Raw genomic sequence first — 24,109 nt, forward strand, 5'->3', positions numbered from 1 at the left:
AAAACCGCGTAGGGTGCTGTCTCCCGACAGCACCACTGGTTTAAACGCAAATGGTGCCGTGGGGACACGGTCACCCTACGATTTCTTTCTATTCTCTTTCTCTTCTATTCCCGACATACCGAAACGTCTTGCCAATTCCTGTTTTACTCTGTCCGGAGAGATCTCTCTGTATCCGAGTCCGACGAGGGTATGGTATAGCAGGTCGGCACTTTCATAGATGACCTGTTCATCACTCTCTTCGTCAATAGCGACACAGACTTCGTCCGCTTCTTCACGAATTTTGGAAAGCATCAGTTCTTTGTCATCCAGCAGTTTTTTTGTCCATGATTTCTGTTCTGCTGAGGCATTTTTGCGTTCAAGAATGGTATGGTAAAGGGTATCTACCACACCGTAAATGGCATCGGTATCGACCTCTTTGTCCAGAATGACCCTGTCCTGGAGGACAGAAGTAAAGAAACAGCTTTTACGTCCTGTATGACAGGCGACACCGTTCTGCTTTATCTTGAGTATCACGGTATCCGCATCGCAGTCGAGCAGTACATCTTTGACTTCCTGTGTATGCCCGGAGCTTTCACCCTTTTTCCAGATCCGCTGTTTGCTTCGGCTGAAGTAGTGTGCATATCCCGTAGAGAGGGTGAGTTCATAGGCTTCTTTATTCATGTAGGCAAGCATAAGGACATCGTTTGTCTGTGCATCCTGTGCAATGGCGGGGATAAGGGGGTTTTTGTTCCAGTCTATGGTCATTATGATAATTTCTCCATGTGTAGGGTGTGCAATTGCACACCGATGATATCTATTCTTTTTATCTGTGGTGTGCAATTGCACACCCTACGAGATATTATTGGGCAGCCGAGATGGCTCTTTGCTCTTTTCCTTTGGCATCTACCCAGATGTTCGGTACCGCGCCGCCGGGTGTCAGGAATATCTGAGCATCTTTATTGACTTTGAGTGCTTCGTTGAATTTTCCCTGTGTCTTGATCTGCTCGAGTTGCAGAAGATCAGATGTGAGTGAGTTTGAAATGAGTTTGTTCGCTTTGGCCTGCTCTTCGGCTTCGATACGGATCTTGTCCGCTTCACCCTGTGCTTCGATACGGTTCTTTTCTGCTTCACCGCGAGCGATCTCCGCTTTACGCTGTGCTTCCTGTTTCGCTTTCTCTTTCATCTGCTCGGCAATGGTCACTTCCTGCTTTGCGATCTGTACACGCTCGATCTGGTCCTTGATCTTTGTAGGAAGGTTGATGGTTCTGAGTTCTACAGAAGTAAGGATGACCGGTTTTGCGGGTAGTTCATTGACGCTTTGCTTGATCTTTGCTTCAATGGCTGCGGCGATCTCGTTACGCATTTCGGGAAGCTGCTCTGCTGTGTACTGTCCTACGACATCACGTACCACTTCACGTACTTTTGAATTGATGATCTTCTCTTCCCAGCTCGTACCCCATTTTTCAATGGTTTTTGGTGCTGTTTCTGCACGTAGACGGTACTGAACGGCAATATCGATGTTGACGGTCAGACCGCGTCGGTCAAGTACGGTAATGGCAGGATTTCGCTTGAGCCCGCCTTCATAGTTTTTGTATCCGTCACCAAGTGAACCGGTTGAAACATCAGAGTAGGTGATGAGCCTGATACGGGTGTTGACCGGCACGATCTTCTGCAGGACTGGAATATAGAAGTGAAGCCCCGGCTGCAAAGGAGTGTCCTCAAATTTACCGGTATTGATTTTGATTCCGACTTCACCGGAATTGATGATCGTAAAAGGTTTTAGGGCAAAAAGGCCAAAAGCAATAGCAATGACAATAAGCACCCACGAGGCACCTTTCCCCATATTGCCCATAGGGTTTTGGAAACTATTGTTCCCGTTCCCCTGATTGTTATTATTGCTGTTATTGGGTTTTTTCTTTTTAAAATAGTCGTTCATGTCTGCTGGCATTGCATTCCTTTTTGTTTTTGCTGGATCTATTGATTTGTATGTTAAATATAAGTCAGATAATGTTTGTATTTTTCATTTCTGCCAAAAACAACATCAAAATAGGCACTTTGAAGCTGCTCTGTCATGGACCCTCTTGCTCCATTGCCGACAACTCTGTGATCAAGTGAGTTGATCGGCGTTACTTCGGCTGCGGTTCCGGTAAAGAATGCTTCATCGCAGATATAGATCTCATCCCGGGTAATATTTCTACGCTCTATTGGTATATTGGCATCTTTTGCGAGCTCCAAAATAGTATCCTGGGTGATAGATTCCAGGGAATTGTCGTTTGGAGGTGAAATTAAAACACCATCTCTTACGATAAAAAGACACTCACCTGTTCCCTCTGCGGCAAAACCGTTCTCGTCAAGCATGAGTGCTTCCTCAAAACCATTTTCAATAGCTTCATATTTGGCCATTTGACTATTGAGGTAGTTTGCTGCTGCCTTGGCTTTACCGAAAGTAGAACGGTTCGGATTGCGTGTAATAGACGAGGTGCAGACCTTAATGCCATTTTCAAGGCCTTCATCACCGAGGTAAGCCCCCCATTCCCAGGCAGCAACCGCCGTTCTGACAGGAGCTTTGACATGATGTACTCCCATTTGTCCATACCCCAGGAATATAAGAGGTCTCATATATACATTTTCGGTAAATTCATTACTTCTCAGTACGTCAATATGTGCCTGTCTTACTGTCTCATAATCCATATTTGGTTTGATAGCAACAATCTTGGCAGAATTAAAAAGTCTTTTGCAGTGATCATCCAGTCTAAAAATGGCTAAGCCATCTTCAGTCTGGTATGCTCTGGTCCCCTCAAAAACAGCATTTCCATAGTGTACTGTATGTGTGAGAATATGCACTTTGGCATCTTTCCAGGCTATCAATTCTCCATCCATCCAGATATATTTTGCTTCATTCATTGTTATACTCCAAGACACCCGATACGGATGTAAAATTAATGGATTATTTTAGCTAAATTGTTGTTAATATGTGGTTATGCATACTTAAGGAAAAGGCCTACGCAGAGGGAAAGGAAAACAGTGAGAAGTATCTGGAGAACATTATGGGTTCTGTCCGAGAATGCCATTTTCTCCTGCAGCCAGTTGGAGATCTTCATAGCAGGGAAGGCCATGAAGACCAGCATGACAATGGAAAAGACAAGTGTTAAGACAATATCAAGCATGGTTAAATTCCGTAGTAGCGATGTATGAATTCTGTCTCTTCTTTGCGCTGAAGAGGCAGCTTATGAAGTGTTGTACCGTTGTTGTCCATGATGAGCAATGTATCATTTTGAAGTTTTAAATGCTTTTTCCCCCACTCTTTTTCCAGGCGCTCGAACTCTTTGAAAATGGTCATGTTGTTGGGTTTCTCTTTAAACTCAGGATCTTCTTTGTTGATGATCTGCAGGCCGCCAAAACGCTTTTCGAGCATATAGGGACTGAACTGCTGTACGGTTTTGTAGACTCTGGCATTTTTGGGGCTGGGTTTGCTTTCTATGAGGGCGTTGATACCTATAAGTAGAAAACCGAGAAAAAATGCGGGTAGAAGATATTTTCGCATGTTCTGCATGGTAGGCCTTTAAAAATTATAAAATGATTCCTGCAAGTATAGAGGCTTTTCATTAAAAGAGGCTTGATGAGTATCAATAGGCATAAGGCTAAACTGTGTTACTATTATATTCATTATTAATATATAAGGGCAAATGATTATGCAAAACTTTTTTTATCTCGAAGGTGCCTACCTCATACTGGGAGGTATCATTCTTCTCATCACTCTTTTTGTCGGTACGCGTCCGTTCATGTCCAAGGGAGCTTGGAAGAGAGGGCTTTTGTGGGTATCACTGGTGATCGCCGTCATGGTGGGGCTGCATTACAAGATCACCACAAGCAGAATGGAAGCGGTCAAAACTGCTTTCGAGAATGGGCAAACCGTTATCTGCGAAAGCAGAATGCAGCGTAAAGTGGCTCAGTCGGTATATATTAAAAAAGAGGACGACTGGACACTTGAAGGAGACAACTTTGTTTCTCCCAACTATGTAAGGCCTTTCTTTGCTGCGAGATGTATCGTTGAATAACGATGCATCTATAACTTTTTCTTTTAAAACAACTATAATTACTACTTAACCAATCGTTTAATTTCCTCAATTTTTCTCCTTTTCTTGATATATGTCAATTCGATTCAAGCGTTAAACTGTCATAATACTCTTATGCTCTAGGGTTTTGACCCCTTTAGTAAATAGATATTTCCACAGGAGCCATGAATGGAGCCATTAATCGTTCGCCCAGAGATCGCGTTGGATCAGTTCTTACCGATCTTCATTGAATCGACACTGGTACTTGTTTTCGGCATAGGGTATGCAGCGATCATTACCCTAGCCAAAATGGGGTACTTTTCCAAGAAATGGATGCCTGTGGGGTATCTATTTTGGGCATTACAAACTTACTTCCTGTACGACTTCGCGATGCTTATCCAGAGTAACCATTTCACAGTAAAAGTGCTGATGGTCACGATGGTGGCGTATCTCTTTATCCCGCACCTATATTTTTATCTGATAAGTGCAGCAGATGAGCGTTACGAAGATGCAGACGATACCGTACAGGATACAAAATAAAAGGAGGACACATGGCTAACAAAAATGTTTCGGTTTGGACCAGTATTCCATTCTGGCGTCGTTCAGCGGCATGGGTAACAGGATTTGCAACGATCTTGCTTATCTGGCTTTCGTTCGATACGCTTGGACAGATCAGTATGGGTACAGCGGCAGACCTTAAGAACGGGGTAGACAAGAGAGTACCGGCAGCAAGTGTAATCAATTATAAAATTGATTATAAATATAGTAAAAAAAGAGGGCATGAGGTACCGGTGATCGGTGAAAAACAGCCATTCTTTGGTAAAGAGTGGAGTGAAAAGGAAGCAGATCAGTTATTGCACCTTGGTAAACTCACTTCACAGGCGAAGAACTGTATGAATTGCCACACACTTTTGGGTAACGGTGCCTATTTTGCTCCGGATCTTACAAAAGCATGGCTTGATCCGGCTTGGCAAAATGGCGGACCGCTTCAGGGTATGACAGGGAAAAAGACTGTGGAAGAGGCAATGGCTGAATTCCTGCAGCATCCTTCACAGTATCCTACACATGCACGTATGATGCCAGATCTCGGTATTACTGCGGAAGAAGCAAAAGGATTGGTAGCTTTCCTCAAGCAGATGAGTAGTATCGACACCAACGGTTTCCCAAGAGGCTTCTCGAAAACTCTTAAAACATTCGAAGCAGGAGGTACATATGCTCACTAGTATTAAAACAAATGAATTTGCGGGCGATAAAGGTAAAGAATTAGGAATGATGTATTTCAGAGTAGCAATTATACTCTTTGGTGCACAGCTTCTGATGGGTCTTATCGCTGCAATACAATTTTTGGTTCCGGGGTTCTTGTTTGAACTGTTTGACTTTAACGTTGCCAGAATGGTGCACATCAATGCACTGGTCGTCTGGATGCTTTATGCAATGATCGGATCGGTCTACTTCATGCTCTCAGATGAGACAGGTGAACAGTTGGTGCATGCCGGCATCGGTAAACTTGCATTCTGGGTTCTAACAGCTGCTGTAACAGTGGTTGTACTTGTATACATCTTCATTCAAGTTGGACCTGGTACAGAAGCAACTATCTGGCTTATCAACGAAGGTAGAGAGTATATTGAAGCACCAAGATGGGCCGATATCGGTATTGTCGTTGTTGTACTTATCTTCTACTGGAATGTATTTGCAACATTTATGAAAGGTAAAAAAACAGGGATCATGACAGTGATGGTCGCTGACTTGCTTGCACTTGCCGGTCTTTATGTTGCAGGTATGTTCTTTACAGACAACATCTCAATGGATCAATTCTGGTGGTGGTGGGTTATACACCTTTGGGTTGAAGCGACTTGGGAAGTATTTGTAGGGGTTCTTGCAGCGTATTCACTTATCAAGATCATCGGTGCTAAACGAGAGATCGTTGAAATGTGGCTATGGATCGAAGTTCTTATGTTATTTGGTTCTGGTATCCTTGGTATGGGTCACCACTACTTCTGGATCGGTACACCTGAGTACTGGTGGGAAATTGGTGCACTATTCTCAGCACTGGAACCAGTTCCGTTGGTTGCAATGTTCGTTCACGTCCTCTATGATTGGGGTAAAGAACAGGGTGCAGCAAAAGCAGAAGGCCATAAAGGTGCTGTTGCGAACAATGGACCGGCAATTGCATGGATCGTAACCAATGCCTTTGGTAACTTTTTGGGTGCAGGTGTTTGGGGATTCTTCCACACACTACCACAGGTAAATATCTATACACACGGTACACAGTTTACGGCGGCTCACGGCCACCTGGCATTCTTCGGGGCTTATGCTACGATCCTTATCGGGATGATGTATCTTGGTGTTCAGTATGCGTATGGTATAGAGCGTTTGAAAGCAACTTTCAAGTCAAAAATGGGGATCTTCCTTATAGTATTCGGTGTACTGGGAATGACTGTAGCTTTGACGATTGCCGGATATGAGCAGGTACTCGTAGAGAGAGCTGAACTTGGCGGCGGATGGAATGCATTCTTCCAGGCACAGGAGCTACCTTGGTACGTTCAAGCTATGATGTGGAGAGCCATTATGGGTGTAGTGACATTCGTAGGATTCATCTATCTTGTGTGGGATCTTCTTACCATTGGTAAAGAGCAAAAAGCAGCACAGGCTGTCTAAATACAAAAAGGTACGGATCTTCCGTACCAACTAAAAAAGAAGGAGAGAAAAATGGGAACATTGTTTGAACCGTTTACTGATGTCGTACCGAGTTTTTTTGGTTGGCTCAATGAGGGACCTCTGACACTAACGATCTTTTTACATACGATAATTATTTTACCGATGTTCTGGATCTATTTCAGTGAGAAAAAGAGATTGCAGCAGGAAAAGTAAATCCTGCAATATTGCGAAGGGCTATGGGTTAGCTCTTCGTAAAACGTATTGTAAAACATAGGTAAAATGATCCATTTTACCTATGTTACATTGATGTTTTTAAAAAAGGAGAACAAATGAAATTAAACAGAATTTTAGGTTTGGCAGCAGTAACAAGTTTTGCAGCAACAATGGCAATTGCCGGTACATCCAATATGGATTTTGCAAAAGTATTTGAAAAAGAGTGTCAAGGGTGTCACGGACCAATCCACCAGGGTGGTGTCGGATCTGACCTTAGACCCAAAGCACTTAAAAAGAAAAATGCAGAAATGTTGGCTGAAACTATTATGGAGGGTAGAGAAAATACTGCAATGCCGGCATGGAACGCTACATTCTCAAAAGATGATGCAGCAGGTATGGTCCATTGGTTAATGGACTGGAAAAATACAGTTGAACTTAAACTAGATTTTGATCAAGTGCATAAAACCTGGACAAAATTGGCAGACAGAGATGCCTTGGCTAAAAAGTATCCAAAAGCAACAGATGTGAAAGATGTGAAAGATATTACCTTTGCAACAGAAAGAGATGCTTCTTTGGTTGACTTTATTGATTCAACCACAGGAAAAGTACTTTCTCGTCATAAAGCTGGATTTGCTGTTCACGTAACAGTAACCAACAAACATGATCCTAGATATGCATACTGTATCTCTCGTTCAGGTAAATTAACAATGTTCGATATCGCAGCTCCTGGACAACCTGCATTGGCAACTGTTCAAGTAGGTCAAGAGTCTAGAGGTCTTGCAGTTTCTCCAGATGGTAAATATGTAATGGCGGGTAACTATAACCCAGGTGGAGCAGTTTTATGTGATGCACATACACTAGAGCCACTAAAAGTTTATGATACAAGCCGTGTTATTGATACTGACGGTCAAATTGGACCATCAAGAGTTGCTTATATCGCAGATACACCATATGGTCCTTATTTCTCATTTGCATTGAAAGATGCAGGTCATGTGTATGTTGTAGACTATAGCAAGCCTGACTTCCCAATTGTGGGTGATATTCCTAATATTGGTAAAGTACTCCACGATGCATTCTTAAATGAGAATGAGGGTGAAGACTTTGGTCGTTATGTACAAGTTGCTTCTCAAGGTTCTGACTTGATGGGTATTGTAGATCAAAAGACTATGCAACTTGCAGCAAAAGTACATACGGGTAAAAAATCTAAGCCACACCCAGGTCAAGGTTCTTCATGGTTCAACAAAAAAATGGGTAAACAGCTGAATGCTACAAACTCTATGAACTTTGGTTCTGTTGTTATCTGGGAATCTCCAAGTTGGAAGATTGTTAAGAAAATAAAAACTTCAGGTGGCGGATTATTTGTAGGTACAGGTGAACATACACCTTGGATCTGGTCTGACTGTGTTCTCGGTAAGCCGGACAAGTACAATGAAGTTCACCTGATCAACAAAGAGACTTTAGAAACTGACAGAATTATTAAAGTCGGTAAAACTGAAGGTCAGTTGATCGATGCGAAAAGTGGAAAAGTACTTCAAACATGGGATGCAACACAGCATGAAAAAGTGCCTATGAATGAAAAAACATTTGGTAAGGAAAAAATTATGCCAATGCCGGATCATTTAGGTAAAGCATTAAAAGAGGGTGTACAGCCAAGACTGCTTCACGCTGAACCTGCTAACCATGGTAAATGGACAATGATTTCTGAGTGGACAACCGGTAGAATCGGTATCTATGAGTCAGAAACAGGTAAGTTCGTTAAGTATATCAATAACTTGACAACACCTACATTTACATACTCAGTTGAGCACAGACAACATATTCCTGGTGCTTAATTGATACTTTTACTCTCTCCTTTTGGAGAGGGTAATTTATTGAGATGATCGTCGGATCACTTCAATAAATTATCAAGGTTTCTAATGAAACGAATGGTTTTCCTTAGGTTCTGTATACTTCTGTATTCTTTTTTTTCTTTTGCTGATGCCAAATATATGGACAACCACTCCTGCAAAGAGTGTCATGAAAATATTTATGAAGAATTTCAGGGGTCACAGCATTCCAAAAGTTACTTTAATGATGAACTGCATCGCAAAATAGCCAATGCTGCAGATAAGAAGAAATATGCCTGTGCCACCTGTCACATGCCTATGGCAGACAATATCAATGATCTGCTCTCCGGCAAGGCAAGACCCGACAGAGCCAACAAAACCCATACCGATGCGATCTCCTGTTATTTCTGCCATACGATCGCCTATGTCAAAAAAGCCCATAAATTCAACATCAATACCAAGGCAAGACAGGCCGAGAATTATAAGCCGACACTGTACGGCAGACTGGTCAATCCGGATGAAAGCGACAAGCACTCTTCCGCTTCAAACCCGGTCTATGCCAAAAAAGTCTGTACGGGATGCCATTCGCATAAGCTGAATGACAATAATGTGACTATATTCCATGCCATGGATGAAACACAGAACAGTCTGGGGTGTATCAAATGCCATATGCCTGAGATCGAAGGCGGTGCAGAAAAAATGGACAAGAGAGCCAGAGGGCACCATGCCAGCCACAGATTTCTTGGTATTCATGATAAAGCATTCAGGAAAACGGGTGTCGATATTGGGATTACCGTCAACAATGGAAAGCTGGATGTGACGCTGACCAACAAAATGGAGCATCCGCTCATCATTCAGCCTGCACGTGCCAAATTTTTAAAAATAGAAATAATGAGAAAGGGCAAAGTCATTTGGAGAAACTACAAGTCTGATCCTGCTAAGGATAAACAGGGGTATTTTGCCTACAGTTTCAAAAGGGATGGCAAAAAGATCATCGTTCCGGCTACAGCGACAGAGGGAAGTGTACATAATCTCAATGCAAAAGAGACAAAAGTACTGCAGTACGATATCCCTTCTCTTGAAAAAGGTGATGTGGTCATGGTCTCTTTGTATGTTCAGCTGGGAAAAAGTGATTGTGCAAGCGCCATAGAGCTTGAAGATAAAAGCCTGATGGAACCGAGTCTCATTAAAAAAGTGACATTAAAGTTTTAAGAGAGTACTCTTTTTAGAAAGGAAGGCAAGTATGGATATTATGATAGCCGGTGCGGGAACCGTGGGGTATGGCCTTGCCCATACTCTTTCTTTCCAACATAATGTTATGGTGATAGACAAAGATCTTTCCAAGCTCAACAAGCTGGATGAAGATGTCGATGTTCTGGTTGTGCATGGTGATGTTGAAAATCCGAAAACCTACCAGTCGCTCAATATTGACACTGTGGACCTGTTCATCGCCGTTACTGATTCGGATGAAGCCAATCTGCTTTCTACGCTTATCGTGGAGGATGTTGTTGAGGTCAAAAGAAAGATCATCAGGCTTAAAAATGATGGTTTTCTAAAAAGCCATGTTCTGGAAAAGCTCTCTATAGATTATGCGGTATTCCCGGATATCACAACCGCCAATAAAGTCAAAGCACTTTTCACCTTTCCCAAAGCAAATAATGTCAAAACTTTCCACCAGACAAAACACAAACTTATTTCCATACGGGTACAGTACGATGCGCAAATGCTTTACCGTGTTAATGAGTTTGTGAGTGATGCTGTAGCCATAGTTGGTATCGAAAGAGAAAAAACATTTTTTGTTCCCAGCAAAGATGAGCGTATTGAGAAAGGGGATCTTGTCTATCTTTTTGGTGATATGGATGCCATTGAAAATATTTCGGCCAAACTGGATGAAAAGATGCCCTCTTCTATTAAGAAGATCGTTATTTTCGGTGCCAATACACTGGCTCAGAAGATCGCGAAGGCACTGTTGGACAAAAAACTGGATATCAAGATGATCGAAAAAGATATTTCCCATTGCCGGGCAGCTTCGGAACTTCTGCAGGACAGGGTAACCATCATTAACTCGGCTTACGAGGATCAGCGTCTGTTCGAAGATGAGGGGCTTAAAAATGCCGATATGATCATTGCTGCGAGCCATGATGATGAAAAAAATATCGTGAAATGTATTGAAGCAAAAGAATACGGTATAGAAAAAGTCGTAGCGGTCAATAACGATAAAGCCTATTACAATCTGATGCACAAAATGGGGGTTGTGGTTGTCAGAGGCAGTAAGGCAGGTGCTCATTATGCGATCCTGGAAAAGATATCTTCGAGTTCGATCGTCACGCAGAGACATTTTTGCGGAGGAAGTGGGATACTTTTCATGCGGAAGGTCTATCCCAACTCCACATTGATAGGCAAGAAGCTTGGAAATGCAAAAATAGACAGATCGATCGTTCTGCTTTTAAGAGAAGGCAAACTTTATGATTTCTCCGAGATCAGCCAGTTCGAACAGGGGGACATTGTGGTGGTCTTTGGAGAATTTGAAAACAAAGAAGAGATACAACAGTGGATATACACGCTTTAAAGAATATTTTTAAATTCGTCTCTGTGATCGGTATGGCACTGAGCCTTTTCCTTTTCACCGCGATCATTGTCGGATGGATCTATCATGAAGATATGAGCCGTTTTCTCTATTTTGATCTCACTTTGTTTTCCATCAATGCGATCATAGTTCTGCTACTTAGAGAACACAGAATGAAACTGAGCATCAAAGGCGGTATACTTTCCGTCAATCTGATATGGGTCCTTCTGGGTGTGGCAGGAGCGGTCCCTTTTCTCCTTTATACGGGTATTACTCCGGCAGATGCCTTTTTTGAAGCAGTCAGCGGGTTCACTACCACCGGGGCTACCGTTTTCTCCGACATTGAATCTCTGCCAAAATCAATACTCTGCCTTAGAAGCCTGATGCACTGGCTGGGTGGTATGGGGATCATCGTTCTGGGAGTAGGACTTTTCTCGCTCATCAATCCCAGTGGGTCGATGACACTGTTCAAAGCGGAATCGACGGGGATCAAAATGGAGAAGATCACACCTAAGGTCAAAGATACCGCCATAAGATTGTGGGGTATTTATGTGCTCTTCACTGTGGCGGATGCAATTGCTTTAAAGCTGGCAGGGATGAATATATTTGATGCTGTGAACCATGCTTTTTCTACCATATCGACAGGCGGTTTCTCAACGAAGAACGCCTCGCTGGGGTATTATGATTCCAATGTGATTATATGGATCACGACCTTTTTCATGATCATTTCCGGGATCAACTTTCTGGCACATCTGAAACTTTTCTCAACCGGCAAAGCAGACGGATATAAAAGGGAAGAGGTACTCTGGTATCTGGCTATTTTCATTGCCCTTTCACTGCTTTTGAGCAGTGTGGATATCTTTGTGGATTATGACAGTTACTTTCATGCTCTGACACATGCCTCTTTTACGGTCGCTTCCGTGCTTACTACTACAGGATTTGCCACACTTGACTACGAACAGTGGGGGCATATGGCGATCTCTGTGATCTTTGTAGCCATGCTGATAGGCGGAAACGCCGGCTCAACGGCAGGGGGTGTGAAAGTGATACGTTACATTGTATTGTTCAAGAATATTTCTGTACAGTTTAAGCGAACATTGCATCCCAACGCAGTATTGGGTGTTTTCATAGACCATCAGAAGGTCTCGTCCCAGATCATCTCGTCCACAACAGGGTTCATTTTTCTTTTTGTGATGACCAATATGTTCCTGACACTTTATCTGTTCGCAAGAGGCTTCGATGCCATGACCTCTGTATCGACCGCTCTGGCATGTGTAGGGAATATCGGGCCGGGATTTGCCCTGACTGGGCCAGCACATAATTACGGGTTCTTCTCGGATATTGATAAAATAGTTCTTTCCATGGGGATGATCATTGGAAGGCTTGAGTTCTATACGGTATTTCTGCTTTTCAGCAGAAGTTTCTGGAAAAAGTTCTAAGGTTTTCTTGTACCTTTCCCTAAATTGACATTTATCAACAAAGTTGTTATATATTTTTCAGTACAATAGAAGCAATTTTGTAAGATAAGGATAAATGTATGAAATATCTCCTCTCTGTACTCCTTCTGGGAACAACCTTTTTTTCGACTGCGTTAAGTGCGAAAGAAAAATATTTTGTCGTGGAGCGTGAAAGTGAATCTGTTGCCGTTATAGAAGACGGCCTGGCCAAAAGGCATATGGAACATATGCACAATATGAACCACGGGATCATCAAGTTCGACGGTGATGATGCTTACCTGATCAGTCGTGATGGCTATATTGTGAAATTCGATCCCAAAACGGAAAAGGTGGAAGCGGAGTATAAAACAAGTAAATCCGCTATCGGCTTTGTTATTGGCAAGAATTATGTGGCTGTAGCGAACTATGATGACAAATCGGTCGATATTCTTACCCGTGACCTCAAGCCCATTGACAAGATAGTGACCGGTTCGAAGAATGTGGGTATCAAAATATACAAAGATATGATCATCTTTGCACAGATGGATAACGATAAGGTCACTGTACTTAAAGATGAAAATGCAGGAAAAGGGACACCGAAATTCAAGATAGTCAAAGAATTCAAAGTAGGAAAGATGCCTTTTGATGCAATGATCAAGGATAATACCTATATTGTTGGCTTCTTCTTGAGTAAAGCCTTTGGTGTCATAGACCTGGATAAAATGACATACTCCCAGATCAAAGTTACGGCGGAAGACAACAAGCCTGTACTTAAAGTACCGCATTTCGGTTTCTGGTCACTCAGTGATGACAGAACCTTTATCCCAGCTGTGGGTGACAATGCCGTGATGGTGTATGACAACAATTTCAACTTCATCAAAAATATCGAAACACAGGGTTTGCCTGTATTTACCTCGCTCAGTCCGGACAAAAAATATCTGGCAGTGACCTATTCGGGTAAGGATTTTCCGACGATCCAGATCATCGATACCAAAACGTTGAAAATAATCAAAACCTTTACATTCAAGGGGAAAGTACTGCATGTCAGATGGTCAAAGGAATATCCTTCTTTATACGTTTCAGTCAATGATGCCAACCAGGTAAATGTGATCGATACGGATGAATGGTTCCTTGAGAGAGAGATTTTCCAGGTAAAGCATCCTTCGGGCATCTTCCTGTATGAGTCAAAAAAGAAAAAATAGACGATGCACAAACAGCCGTTAAAGCTTCTTTGGCTTTGGCTGTTCCCTCTTATTGTTTCAGCCAATTTCATCCATTGGATGGGTGACTACGACACGGCTCACCAAAAAGCGCTGAAAGAGCACAAACCTCTTCTTGTTCTTGTAGTCAAACAAAACTCAGCACTCTCCGGCAAGATCATTCAAACTGCTTTTATGAATAAACCTTATGTCGATATGATCAATGAGAAGATGGTTTCGGTCATTGTAACCTATGAAGGTAGCAAGAGCTACCCTGTAGAGATGTATTATACGACTGTATTTCCGACACTGTTCTTTGTTGACAGTGGGAAGGAGATTGTTTTGGGTGAACCACTTTATGGAGAAAAGATAGCACCTGTTCTACTGGAGAAAATCATAGGGTATGCAACCACGCACCATTAATAATAACTTGACAGTTTTTGCTATAGCCTGATCTGGCTTTTCAGTTCCAGCATACCCTCTTCAATTGTGTCTATCCTTCCAATTAGAAACCCGATGACAGCTGCATTGAGTTTGGCCAGTTTTAACAGTTCGTCACTGGGGTTCTGTGTAAATTCGAGAGATCTCTCGAGGGTGATTGGTTCCCTAGATTTTGAATAGGCAATGCCGAATGCTCCGGGATCGACTTTCATTTCTGTTACTTCATCATTCTCTACAATGGTAATGCTGCATTTGCTGAATATCTCTGGCGTGCCTTCATTTCCTTTGATGATGATCAGTTTCTTGTAACGATCTTTGTAGAGGGCGATGTACTTTTCGATGAAGGGTTTGTGGAAGGCACCGATGATGGCTGTATTGCTTTGGGTAATGCCCAGAAGTTTTTCGATGGTATTGAACGAAGAGCGTAGTCCCAGTTTGTTCCTGATCTCACTGAATGAGTAGAGTTCGGGGAAATACTCTTTTCTGTCATAGAAACGGGTATTGGCAGGCAGAGTGACATTGTCACATATCTCTTTGAGCGTGATGCCGCCTTTGGCCGGCTGCAGAAGTCCGCCATGAAGCGAGAGCATGACATCGAACTTCTGTAGATACTGTGCGGTCAACGGAAGCAGATAGGGGTTTTTTACCTTGCCGTCATAGGGGTAGCCGAACTCGATGGAGTTGGGCAGCGGGTCATGTTTAATGAACTCGTCAAAGACCTCTATGGCTCCGGCAAATTCGTCGATGCTCTCACCTTTGACCCTCCAGCCCAGCATGAACGCTGCGACTTGTTCGGGGATCACCTCTTTTTTCAAAAAGGCACGTATAACGGTTTTCATCTCTTCTTTGCTGAGATCACGGTTGCGTTTGGGACCGGTGCCGACACACTTAAGATAAGGGAGGAACTCTTTAGAAGTCATTGAGGTCGATGCTTGACTTGGCATAGTTGGAGACGTTGCTCTCGAAGAAGTTACTTTTGACTTCGTTCATCTCCAGGTGTTTAGTGACCAGTTTCTGAAGATAGGTCGTTGCACTCTCGTCAAAAATGGGATCGAGTCCGATTTTTTTGAGGCGGTCGTTGGCATAATTGTAAACAGTCTGCTCCATCAACTCATGCGTTACCCCCATAATAGGGAACTGGTCAAGAAGATAGTGCCCGTACTCCAGTTCGATCTTGACGGCATCTTGTATCATCTTATAGGCTGCATCGATGGTGGATGTTGCGATATTGTTCTCTTTCTGGATGGTCTTGAAGATATTTGCAAAGAGTGGAAGGTGGGTGTTGAGCTCGTCTCTTGCGATGAATTTGATCATATCCCGTGCACCGGGTACTTTGTCCCCCAGCAGGTAGATGTAGGAGAAACCGAGCAGGAAGTAGATCCCCTCGAGGTTCACACTTGCCATGGCGGAGAGCAGCATCTTGTCCGCAGAACCCCCGTCGATATATTTGGCGAACTGTTCGGCGACCTGCAGGTTCTTTTTGTTGAGGGCGGCGTCATACTTGTAGAGGTTGAAAACTTCCTCTGAATTCCCGCAGGCATCGAGCAGTACCGCATAGGATTTGGAGTGGTTGACTTCCTGCATGATCTGCAGCGAGATGACCGATTTGACCAGACGGTTGTTTGCCAACCGTCTGAAGTCACTGAGGTACTCCTCCTGTGCGGAGTCGTTGAAACTCAGCTGTGCGAAGGTCATTTTGTAGATGGACTGCTCATTATCCGTAAGCGCTTCGAAATTTTTCTTTTCAGTACTGGTATTGACTTCGGAAGGAAACCAGGTATTGGCATTCATCAGATCATAAATATTGCTGTCCCATCGGTATTTGGAACGGTTGAAGTCGACGAAACCTGTCGGGGAGCCGCCATAGATCTTCTCATCGAGTATCTCTTCACCCTGTGGGTTGTAGTAGTGCTTGACATCCATATATTTATTCTCCAGTCATATAAATATACCATTTTACCTTTTTAATTTTCTAAATGTGTTGATAATTGTCAATTTTGATACTTGTCAATGGTAAGTGTATGGATTTTGACTATAATCCATGGCATGAAAAAAGATCAAAAGATACGTATCTTCATTAACGGATTCGGACGTATAGGTAGAAGTGCAGCACGTATTCTACTTGAAGATGAGAGCTTTGAACTGGTCGGTATCAATGATCTTTACAATCATGAACAGATGGCCTATCTTTTAAAGTATGATTCCCTTTATGGTATATTGAAGCATACTGTCAGCCTGAATAACGGAACACTTATTATCGATGGGTCTCCCGTGAAGCTTTTTTGCGAGAGAGACCCTACGAGAATGGATCTTCACTCTTTGAATGTGGATGTTGTTCTGCAGTGCAGCGGTATGTTTCTGACAACACACTCCAATCTGCCATTGATCGGGAACGGAGCCAAAAGGGTTATCGTCTCTGCACCCATGACGGATGATACCCCGACCTATATATTTGGTGTGAATCATCGGGAGTACAGGCAGGAGTCCATCATCTCCAACTCCAGTTGTTCGGCCAACGCCATTGTCCCCCTTTTTAAGATCATAGACGGTCATTTTGGGATCGATGCTGCAATGATGAGTATGTACCACAGTTATACGGCATATCAGAATCTGCTTGACGGAAAACACTATTCCAAAGATATACGCAGGACACGTTCGGCTACACAGAATATCATTCCTCTCCTCAGCAGTGCTGCCGAGGCCACCGGGTACTTTTTCCCGCATCTAAAGGATCGAATGTATGCAAAAAGCATTCGTGTGCCCATCCCCGGTACCACGCTGTATGCATTGGATATCAGGATCAAAAAAGAGACGACTGTCGAAGAGGTAAATGAGATACTCTTGCAGGAGGCAGAAACAGCGTATTCCCATATACTGGACGCAACGGCATTTCCCCGATCTTCCGAGGAATATGTACAAAACCCCTACAGTGCTGTAGTGAACCTCCCCTTTACTGCTATTGTGGGAGATGATCTTCTCAGGATCTCCGCCTGGCAGGATAATGAGTATGGCTATGCCAAAAGACTGGTAGATATAGCAAAGTATCTTGGTTATTCAGATGCTTCTATAGCACAATAGTCAATTAATTTTATTGATCTCCATCAAAAAGTAGCAGTAAAAAACAGACTGTCAAGAAGATATTGAATTTATTGACAATTGTCAAACCATTTTTTTACAGCTTCTATTATAATACCGGCATGTTGTACCAGGAGCAGAACTTATGATAAAAACAATAATAAAAAGAGATGGAGCTTCCCAGAAATTTGTACCGTTCAAGATCGAGGATGCCATCAAAAAGGCATTTGACAGTGAAGCCAAAGCATATGACAAGCATGTCTTTACTGAACTGATGGAGAGTATTAAGGACAGAGATGAAATCTCTGTTGAAGAGATCCAGGACCTGATAGAAAAAGTCCTTTACGAGCATCGGCATTTTGAAGTAATGCGATCTTTCATACTCTACCGACATATGCATAAGATACAAAGAGAACAGATACTGGGACTGAATGAGGATACGACCTACATCAATTCTACGCAGACCATTAAAGAGTACATAGACAAAGCGGACTGGAGGATCAATGCCAACTCGAACACGGGCTACTCCAATGCCGGTCTGGTCAACAATACCGCAGGAAAGGTGATCGCCAACTTCTGGCTGGATTCGATCTACTCCAAGGAGGAAGGATATGCGCACCGGGACGGGGATTACCATATCCATGACCTGGACTGTCTGACCGGGTATTGTGCCGGATGGAGCCTTCGGGTACTCTTGGATGAAGGGTTCAACGGGGTAAGGGGGAGGGTGGAGAGCCGTGCTCCCAGGCATTTCAGGGAAGCGCTGGGACAGATGGCGAATTTTCTGGGCATTTTGCAGAGTGAGTGGGCGGGAGCACAGGCATTCTCCTCTTTCGACACCTATCTGGCACCCTATGTGTTTCGGGACAAACTCTCCTATGGTGAGATCAAAAAGGCGATAAGAAGTTTTGTGTATAACCTTAATGTACCGGCTCGATGGGGGCAAAGTCCTTTTACCAATATCACCATAGACTGGACAGTGCCTGTCGATCTGAAGGATCAGATACCTACAAGAGAGCAGATCCATCTGTTTCATGATCTGGAGGATGAAGTGTTGCTGGAGGCTGCCAAAGGGAGAGATGGGACGATCCGCTCTTTTGAAAGCATGACCTATAAGCATTTTCAGCCCGAAATGAACCTTATCAACAAGGCATTCTACGAAGTAATGACCGAAGGGGACAGGAACGGGCAGTCTTTTACATTCCCCATTCCTACAGTGAACATTACCGAAGAGTTTGACTGGTATGGGGAAAATACCGACATTCTTTTTGAGAACACGGCAAAGATCGGCTCTTCCTATTTTCAGAATTTCATAGGCAGCCAGTATGTAAGGAATGAAAAAGGCGAACTCATTCCCAATGAAGAGGCATATAAACCTGGACATGTCAGAAGTATGTGCTGTCGGCTGCAGCTGGATCTTCGTGAGCTTCTCAAAAGAGGGGGCGGACTCTTCGGGAGTGCCGAAATGACGGGAAGTATAGGAGTTGTGACGATCAATATGGCGCGACTGGGATATCTGTATGCTGGAGATGAAGAAAAACTTCTGGCACGGCTTACGAAACTGATGGAGTATGCCTATTCGACACTTGAGAAGAAAAGGATGTTCATACAGGAGATGTATGACAGGGGGCTTTACCCCTATACGGCAAGGTATCTGCCCGGATTCAACAACCACTTCTCTACGATCGGTGTCAACGGCATGAATGAAATGATACGAAACTTCACAGCTGACAAACATCATATAGCCGATGCATTTGGCAAAGAGATGGCAATGCGGATCCTGGATTTCATGAGAGAACAGCTGAAGGAGTTTCAGGAACGTTCGGGCAATCTCTATAATTTGGAGGCCACACCGGCGGAGGGAACGACCTACCGTTTCGCCAAAGAAGATGCCAAAAGGTATGACGATATTATCCAGGCGGGAACGAAAGAAAACAACTACTATACCAACTCTTCACAGATCCCTGTATTTTATACGGATGATCCTTTTGAAGCATTGATGCTGCAGGATGATCTTCAGTGTAAATATACAGGAGGGACAGTGTTGCACCTGTATATGAGAGAGAAGATAAGCTCTTCAGAAGCAGCCAGAAAACTGGTGAGAAATGTCATTGGCAACTTTAGGCTGCCTTACATTACCGTGACACCGACATTTTCCATTTGCGACAAGCACGGGTATCTCTCGGGAGAATATGAGTATTGCCCCAAGTGTGATGAAGAGATTCTGCAGAAGGCAAGCTGATGATCCATGCAGGAGAAGGGCGCTACCGGGTGACATTGGAGTTCTTCGAGATAGGCAATGATCGATTGGTCATTATTACGGGTGGAGAGGAGGCGCATATCGGTTCGGCTACATTGATGGACGGAAAGAAAGGCTTACAGACCATAAGTAAGAAAGGGCATAAAGATTATGTCATTTCAGAAAAAATGGCGAGTATTATTTATGATACAATAGAAAAAGACCTGCTGGTAGTTTGCGGCATTCATATTGATAATGCCAGTAAAGAAGAGATCGATCTACTGGTTGAAAATGCACAGAAATGTGTAAATATTTTTTTAAAGGAGAAGTAATGAAACAGAATGAAATACTTGAAAAGCATGGAGAAGAACGAACAAAATGTATCGTTTACACAAGAGTAATGGGTTACCACAGGCCTGTGGAAAGTTTTAATATCGGTAAAAAAGGTGAGCACAAGGAGAGAAAATTCTTTCTTGAAAAAAGATCACAGAGCAATGCTGCATAAACCGCTTTATGACATTACACCCTTTACAGCCCTGGATTACCCCGATCACCTGGCAGCCATCTTCTGGTTTGCCAAGTGTAATATGCGCTGTGGGTACTGTTATAATAAAGATATTGTATTTGGAGAAGGAGAGATAAGCCAGGAGGAGGCTATAGCATTCCTCAAAAGCAGAGTGGGGCTTCTTGAAGGGGTGGTTCTCTCCGGAGGTGAAGCCACGCTTTACAGTGATTTGGCGGGTTTCTGTAAAAAGATAAAGCAGTTAGGGTTCAAGATCAAGCTTGATACAAATGGATTGAACCCGGAAATGATCCAAGAGTTGGTCGAGGAGAAGTTGGTTGATTATATCGCTCTTGATTACAAGGCCCCCAAAGAGAAGTATTTGGAGATCACGAAGGATAAACATTTTGACCGTTTTTCAAAGACACTCAATTTTTTAATACAAAAACAGTTTCCTTTTGAGGTGCGAACAACAGTTCACAGTGACCTGCTAAGAGTAGAAGAGATTAACAGAATCATCAGAGATTTGGTCAAAAGAGAATACAAGGGTACTTATTATCTGCAACCGTTTGTTTTTACAGAGCATACAATCGGAAAAGTGAAAGCAGAAAAAAAACCTTTTGATACATCACAGCTTTGGGATGAGTTGAACGTGGTTTGGAGAAAATAGAGGTCAAGTTTTTTTAACATCTCAAGGCTTGATTGTTTTTTCAGTTGTTTGTTGTTGATACGTATCAAAATTATTATATACGTATGAAAAAAGGCAAAGCCATCATAAGAAAAGATAACGATATCATGATCCACATATCCATGTTGAAATAGGGCAGTGCTGCCAAGCCGATGCCGCAAAAAAGTGCTACAACTTTTCTTTGGGATTTTCCGTAAGTCATATAGGCCAATGCCGCTGAACCTAAAAAGATATAAAGAAGCAGTGAAGATGTTGACATAGAGTGATCCTTATTCATCCTATTATAATGCAAAATCTTAAACAGAAGTTATCTTAAGGACTTTGGGAGTATAATTCCGTAAATATTTTAGGACTCTTCACAGCCCTCCTGTCCGATGGAACACCCACCGAACTCGTATATCCGTATTTGCAATTTTATGGAGTTGTGTTATGTTTCAGTTTGATACCCTTTCCGTGATTTTTGTTGCACTGATCCTTCTGGGTGCGATCCCAAATCTTTTTTATTCGCACGGATACCTTCCCCATATCGAAAGAAAAATACATTATCAGCTGCACTATTTTGCATTCATCCTCTCCATGCTGGGCGTTGTTGTCTCTGCCAATGCCCTTGTCTTTTTGCTTTTCTGGGAATTGATGAGTCTGACAAGCTGGCAGCTGATCCTGACGGAAGCGAAAGAGAAAAAGACCATTGAAGCGGCCAAGTTTTATTTTATTATGACCCATTTCGGTTTTGTATTTCTGCTGCTCTTCTTCCTGATAGTCACTGACGGTGACCTTGAAATAGGTTTTGCCGCCATGCATGGGATCGCTTCGGCATTCGCGTACCCGACACTGCTTTTCTTCTTTTTGATCCTTGGTTTCCTGAGTAAGGCCGGGGCGGTTCCTCTGCATGTCTGGCTGCCTTATGCTCATCCGGAAGCCCCTTCCCCGGTTTCGGCACTCATGAGCGGTGTGATGCTGAAAGTGGCTATTTACGGGATGTTCCGGTTTTTGTTCGATGTACTTTATCCCTGGCCGCTGGAGTGGGGGATAGTCATTTTGGTCATTGGTGCGCTCTCTTCGCTTGTAGGGGTACTGTATGCCCTGAGCGAACATGATATCAAAGCGCTTCTGGCGAACCATTCCATAGAAAATATCGGTATTATCCTCATGGGTTTCGGGATGGGAATGATCTTTGACAGTATGCACTTGAAGGTTTTGAGTTCTTTCGCTTTTATTGCGGCACTTTTCCATACCTTCAACCATATGAGTTTCAAATCGTTACTCTTTATGGGAGCGGGTTCTGTGCTGCATCAGACACATACAAAGAACATAGAAAAATACGGCGGCCTCATTAAATCCATGCCTATAACGGCTCTGACCTTTTTGCTTGCGTCTATTTCCATCTCTGCTTTGCCGCCAACGAACGGGTTTTTAAGCGAATGGATGATCTTCCAGTCCATGCTCGGCTCAAGCCATCTTGGCAATATGTCCCTAAAACTGGCGATTCCCTTTGCCATTTTTGCTCTTGCCATGACGGGTGGTCTGGCGATCGCCTGCTTTGTCAAAGCCTATGGCATTACCTTTCTTGGCCTGCACAGAAGTACCAATGCAAAACATGCCCATGAGGTTAATTTTCTGATGCGGTCCGGCTTGATACTTATGGCACTGGTGGTTATCTCACTGATGCTCTTTACACCGTTCTATATAGCATGGTTCGACAAAGGGCTTGTAGCACTGGGACATCTTTCAGTGTACGACAAGATCTTCCCTGAAAGAGTGCTGCATATGCACTCAGTAAGCATGCACGGCGGTGTGGTCTCTCCGCTTATCCTGCTGGCGGCGCTGATAGGCGTAACGGCACTGCTGATGTTTGCATATAAAACGCTGAAGGTCAAAGAGCGGGTACACCATACCTGGGGATGCGGATACAGAACATCGGCAAAGACACAATACACAGCTACAGGATTTGCAGGCCCTATCCGACGATTTTTCAACTGGCTGTATAAACCGGAGGAGCATTTCTGCAAAGAGACGCTGGCAGGGCATGAGAGCAAATTCAGCAGTTCCCATTACGAAGTCCATGTCAAGCCTCTGTTTGAAACGTCACTCTACAACTCTGTCTCCAAAGCGGCCAATGCGATCAGCTACTGGGTCTATCGTCTGTCACATTTTGAGCAGACACGCTATGCCGCGATGATTTTCAACCTGATGCTGATGGTGCTTTTCAGCTACAGAATTTTTGCACATACTTTTTCATGGGCGACTTTTGTGCTTGAAGGTATCGTCATGATTATTTCGATCAAAGTACTGATCATAGGAGATAAAAAATGATCACCTATCTGTTGACGATCGTTCTGCTGCTTCTTTTGGCACCTTTGCTGCTTTCTTTCATCAAGGCGGTCAAGATGCTGCTGCTCTTTAAAAAACCCGTTTCTGTTTTTCAGGGGTACAGGAATTTCTCAAAACTGATGCAGAAAGAGACGATCATTTCCGAAGAGACAAGTGCGATGACACGTTATGCGCCGTTCCTGGTCCTCTCTCCGCTGCTTGTCGTACTCTTTTTTCTGCCGCCTGTGGTTCACGGGGCCTTTTATGTGAGTTTTATGGATGCCTTCACTATTACGGGGCTCATATCGCTTTCAACCTTTTTCCTGATGCTTCTGGGACTGGACAGCGCAAGTGCTTTCGGCGGTATGGGCAGCTCGAGAGAAGCGTTCATTGCTGCGCTTGTGGAACCGGCTATGGTTTTGACCATCTTCAGTGTTTCCATGATGGCAGGGGATCTGGGGGTAGGGCAGGCAGGTGTCAATCTTGCAGCACATTTCCCCAAAGAACATATGGCAAGCTTTTTGTTCGCAGGTATCAGTTTTTTCATACTGCTTCTGGCTGAAAATGGCCGTATTCCCATTGACAACCCTGAAACACACCTGGAGCTTACCATGGTACATGAAGCGATGATACTCGATCTGACAGGTGTCTATCTTGCGATCATCGAGAGTGCATCTTCCGTGAAATTTATCATTTTTTCTTCACTTTTTGTATCGCTTTTTCTGCCGATGGGGTTGGAGTACAGTGCGCCTATAGCCGTGTTGTTCTTTGTCGCAAAACTCTTTCTTGTTGCATTTGCCGTAGCGCTTATAGAAGTGAACACAGCAAAACTCAGGCTCTTCAAGGTTCCCAATCTGCTTGGTATTGCGATCGTGTTCGCTTTTTTGTCTTTGATCACTTTTTATGTACTGGGGGCTTGAAT

26 protein-coding genes are annotated in these 24,109 nt (G+C 43.4%); 18 read left to right on the forward strand and 8 right to left on the reverse strand.

Annotation, left to right across the window (positions count from 1 at the left end; genetic code table 11):
* Window positions 1-75: 75 nt before the first annotated feature.
* The 5 genes from hisIE to SUN_RS01260 form a co-directional block, all read right to left on the reverse strand.
* Entirely contained in the window at window positions 76-744 is a 669-nt protein-coding gene (hisIE, locus tag SUN_RS01240; RefSeq protein ID WP_011979930.1) for a bifunctional phosphoribosyl-AMP cyclohydrolase/phosphoribosyl-ATP diphosphatase HisIE, read from the reverse strand.
* Window positions 745-838: 94 nt separating this feature from the next.
* Window positions 839-1,927, reverse strand: coding sequence for a prohibitin family protein (locus tag SUN_RS01245; RefSeq protein WP_011979931.1), 1,089 nt, complete (start codon window positions 1,925-1,927; stop codon window positions 839-841).
* Between the two features lie 41 nt (window positions 1,928-1,968).
* Window positions 1,969-2,883, reverse strand: a complete 915-nt coding sequence (locus SUN_RS01250) for a branched-chain amino acid transaminase (protein ID WP_011979932.1) — start codon at window positions 2,881-2,883, stop codon at window positions 1,969-1,971.
* A 74-nt stretch (window positions 2,884-2,957) separates the two neighbouring features.
* Window positions 2,958-3,146 carry a hypothetical protein gene (locus SUN_RS01255; protein ID WP_041672646.1) on the reverse strand — a complete coding sequence of 63 codons (189 nt, stop codon included), beginning with the start codon at window positions 3,144-3,146 and terminating at the stop codon, window positions 2,958-2,960.
* 2 nt (window positions 3,147-3,148) lie between these two features.
* On the reverse strand, window positions 3,149-3,532 hold the full coding sequence (locus SUN_RS01260; protein WP_011979933.1) for a hypothetical protein: 384 nt from the start codon (window positions 3,530-3,532) through the stop codon (window positions 3,149-3,151).
* Window positions 3,533-3,671: 139 nt separating this feature from the next.
* Here SUN_RS01260 and SUN_RS01265 point away from each other — a divergent pair, with 139 nt between their 5' ends.
* The 11 genes from SUN_RS01265 to SUN_RS01310 all read left to right on the forward strand — a co-directional run bounded on the left by SUN_RS01265 (window position 3,672) and on the right by SUN_RS01310 (window position 14,355).
* Window positions 3,672-4,037 (forward strand): hypothetical protein, encoded by a 366-nt coding sequence (locus tag SUN_RS01265; protein ID WP_011979934.1) that lies wholly within the window; start codon window positions 3,672-3,674, stop codon window positions 4,035-4,037.
* 186 nt (window positions 4,038-4,223) lie between these two features.
* A complete protein-coding gene (locus SUN_RS01270; RefSeq protein ID WP_011979935.1) occupies window positions 4,224-4,574 on the forward strand; it encodes a hypothetical protein in 351 nt (116 codons plus the stop codon).
* Between the two features lie 11 nt (window positions 4,575-4,585).
* Window positions 4,586-5,257 (forward strand): c-type cytochrome, encoded by a 672-nt coding sequence (locus tag SUN_RS01275; RefSeq protein ID WP_011979936.1) that lies wholly within the window; start codon window positions 4,586-4,588, stop codon window positions 5,255-5,257.
* Complete coding sequence (locus SUN_RS01280) at window positions 5,247-6,692, forward strand: cbb3-type cytochrome c oxidase subunit I (protein WP_011979937.1); 1,446 nt, start codon at window positions 5,247-5,249, stop codon at window positions 6,690-6,692. The genes SUN_RS01275 and SUN_RS01280 overlap by 11 nt, the downstream gene beginning before the upstream one ends.
* 51 nt (window positions 6,693-6,743) lie before the next feature.
* Window positions 6,744-6,905: a hypothetical protein gene (locus tag SUN_RS13550; protein ID WP_158298173.1), complete on the forward strand. Its 162-nt coding sequence runs from the start codon at window positions 6,744-6,746 to the stop codon at window positions 6,903-6,905.
* Between the two features lie 116 nt (window positions 6,906-7,021).
* Complete coding sequence (locus SUN_RS01285; RefSeq protein ID WP_011979938.1) at window positions 7,022-8,737, forward strand: nitrite reductase; 1,716 nt, start codon at window positions 7,022-7,024, stop codon at window positions 8,735-8,737.
* Window positions 8,738-8,821: 84 nt separating this feature from the next.
* Entirely contained in the window at window positions 8,822-9,943 is a 1,122-nt protein-coding gene (locus SUN_RS01290; RefSeq protein WP_148154626.1) for a multiheme c-type cytochrome, read from the forward strand.
* 31 nt (window positions 9,944-9,974) lie between these two features.
* Window positions 9,975-11,300, forward strand: coding sequence for an NAD-binding protein (locus SUN_RS01295; RefSeq protein WP_011979940.1), 1,326 nt, complete (start codon window positions 9,975-9,977; stop codon window positions 11,298-11,300).
* Window positions 11,282-12,736 (forward strand): TrkH family potassium uptake protein, encoded by a 1,455-nt coding sequence (locus SUN_RS01300; protein WP_011979941.1) that lies wholly within the window; start codon window positions 11,282-11,284, stop codon window positions 12,734-12,736. The genes SUN_RS01295 and SUN_RS01300 overlap by 19 nt, the downstream gene beginning before the upstream one ends.
* A gap of 98 nt (window positions 12,737-12,834) precedes the next feature.
* Entirely contained in the window at window positions 12,835-13,935 is a 1,101-nt protein-coding gene (locus tag SUN_RS01305) for a cytochrome D1 domain-containing protein (protein ID WP_011979942.1), read from the forward strand.
* Between the two features lie 3 nt (window positions 13,936-13,938).
* Window positions 13,939-14,355 (forward strand): thioredoxin family protein, encoded by a 417-nt coding sequence (locus SUN_RS01310; protein ID WP_011979943.1) that lies wholly within the window; start codon window positions 13,939-13,941, stop codon window positions 14,353-14,355.
* A 20-nt stretch (window positions 14,356-14,375) separates the two neighbouring features.
* Here SUN_RS01310 and SUN_RS01315 read toward each other — a convergent pair whose 3' ends face one another.
* Window positions 14,376-15,317, reverse strand: a complete 942-nt coding sequence (locus tag SUN_RS01315; protein WP_232501339.1) for a glycosyl transferase — start codon at window positions 15,315-15,317, stop codon at window positions 14,376-14,378.
* Entirely contained in the window at window positions 15,283-16,296 is a 1,014-nt protein-coding gene (locus SUN_RS01320; RefSeq protein ID WP_011979945.1) for a ribonucleotide-diphosphate reductase subunit beta, read from the reverse strand. The genes SUN_RS01315 and SUN_RS01320 overlap by 35 nt, the downstream gene beginning before the upstream one ends.
* 123 nt (window positions 16,297-16,419) lie before the next feature.
* Between SUN_RS01320 and SUN_RS01325 the strand changes: the two genes are divergently transcribed.
* From SUN_RS01325 to SUN_RS01345, 5 genes are all read left to right on the forward strand, one after another.
* Window positions 16,420-17,451 carry a type I glyceraldehyde-3-phosphate dehydrogenase gene (locus SUN_RS01325; RefSeq protein WP_011979946.1) on the forward strand — a complete coding sequence of 344 codons (1,032 nt, stop codon included), beginning with the start codon at window positions 16,420-16,422 and terminating at the stop codon, window positions 17,449-17,451.
* Window positions 17,452-17,593: 142 nt separating this feature from the next.
* A complete protein-coding gene (locus SUN_RS01330; RefSeq protein ID WP_011979947.1) occupies window positions 17,594-19,690 on the forward strand; it encodes a ribonucleoside triphosphate reductase in 2,097 nt (698 codons plus the stop codon).
* Window positions 19,690-20,019, forward strand: coding sequence for a hypothetical protein (locus SUN_RS01335; RefSeq protein ID WP_011979948.1), 330 nt, complete (start codon window positions 19,690-19,692; stop codon window positions 20,017-20,019). Before SUN_RS01330 ends, SUN_RS01335 begins: the two co-directional genes overlap by 1 nt.
* The gene (nrdD, locus tag SUN_RS13430; RefSeq protein WP_011979949.1) at window positions 20,019-20,192 is read left to right on the forward strand and encodes an anaerobic ribonucleoside-triphosphate reductase; all 174 of its coding nucleotides are present in this window, start codon (window positions 20,019-20,021) and stop codon (window positions 20,190-20,192) included. The genes SUN_RS01335 and nrdD overlap by 1 nt, the downstream gene beginning before the upstream one ends.
* Window positions 20,161-20,859: an anaerobic ribonucleoside-triphosphate reductase activating protein gene (locus SUN_RS01345; protein WP_232501340.1), complete on the forward strand. Its 699-nt coding sequence runs from the start codon at window positions 20,161-20,163 to the stop codon at window positions 20,857-20,859. The genes nrdD and SUN_RS01345 overlap by 32 nt, the downstream gene beginning before the upstream one ends.
* A 73-nt stretch (window positions 20,860-20,932) precedes the next feature.
* Here SUN_RS01345 and SUN_RS01350 read toward each other — a convergent pair whose 3' ends face one another.
* Window positions 20,933-21,136 carry a hypothetical protein gene (locus SUN_RS01350; RefSeq protein ID WP_011979951.1) on the reverse strand — a complete coding sequence of 68 codons (204 nt, stop codon included), beginning with the start codon at window positions 21,134-21,136 and terminating at the stop codon, window positions 20,933-20,935.
* 170 nt (window positions 21,137-21,306) lie between these two features.
* Here SUN_RS01350 and SUN_RS01355 point away from each other — a divergent pair, with 170 nt between their 5' ends.
* Complete coding sequence (locus SUN_RS01355) at window positions 21,307-23,190, forward strand: proton-conducting transporter membrane subunit (protein WP_011979952.1); 1,884 nt, start codon at window positions 21,307-21,309, stop codon at window positions 23,188-23,190.
* Complete coding sequence (locus tag SUN_RS01360; protein WP_011979953.1) at window positions 23,187-24,107, forward strand: respiratory chain complex I subunit 1 family protein; 921 nt, start codon at window positions 23,187-23,189, stop codon at window positions 24,105-24,107. Before SUN_RS01355 ends, SUN_RS01360 begins: the two co-directional genes overlap by 4 nt.
* The last annotated feature ends 2 nt before the right edge of the window (window positions 24,108-24,109 follow it).

This window comes from Sulfurovum sp. NBC37-1 (assembly GCF_000010345.1).
In the GTDB taxonomy this organism is placed as follows: Bacteria; Campylobacterota; Campylobacteria; order Campylobacterales; family Sulfurovaceae; genus Sulfurovum.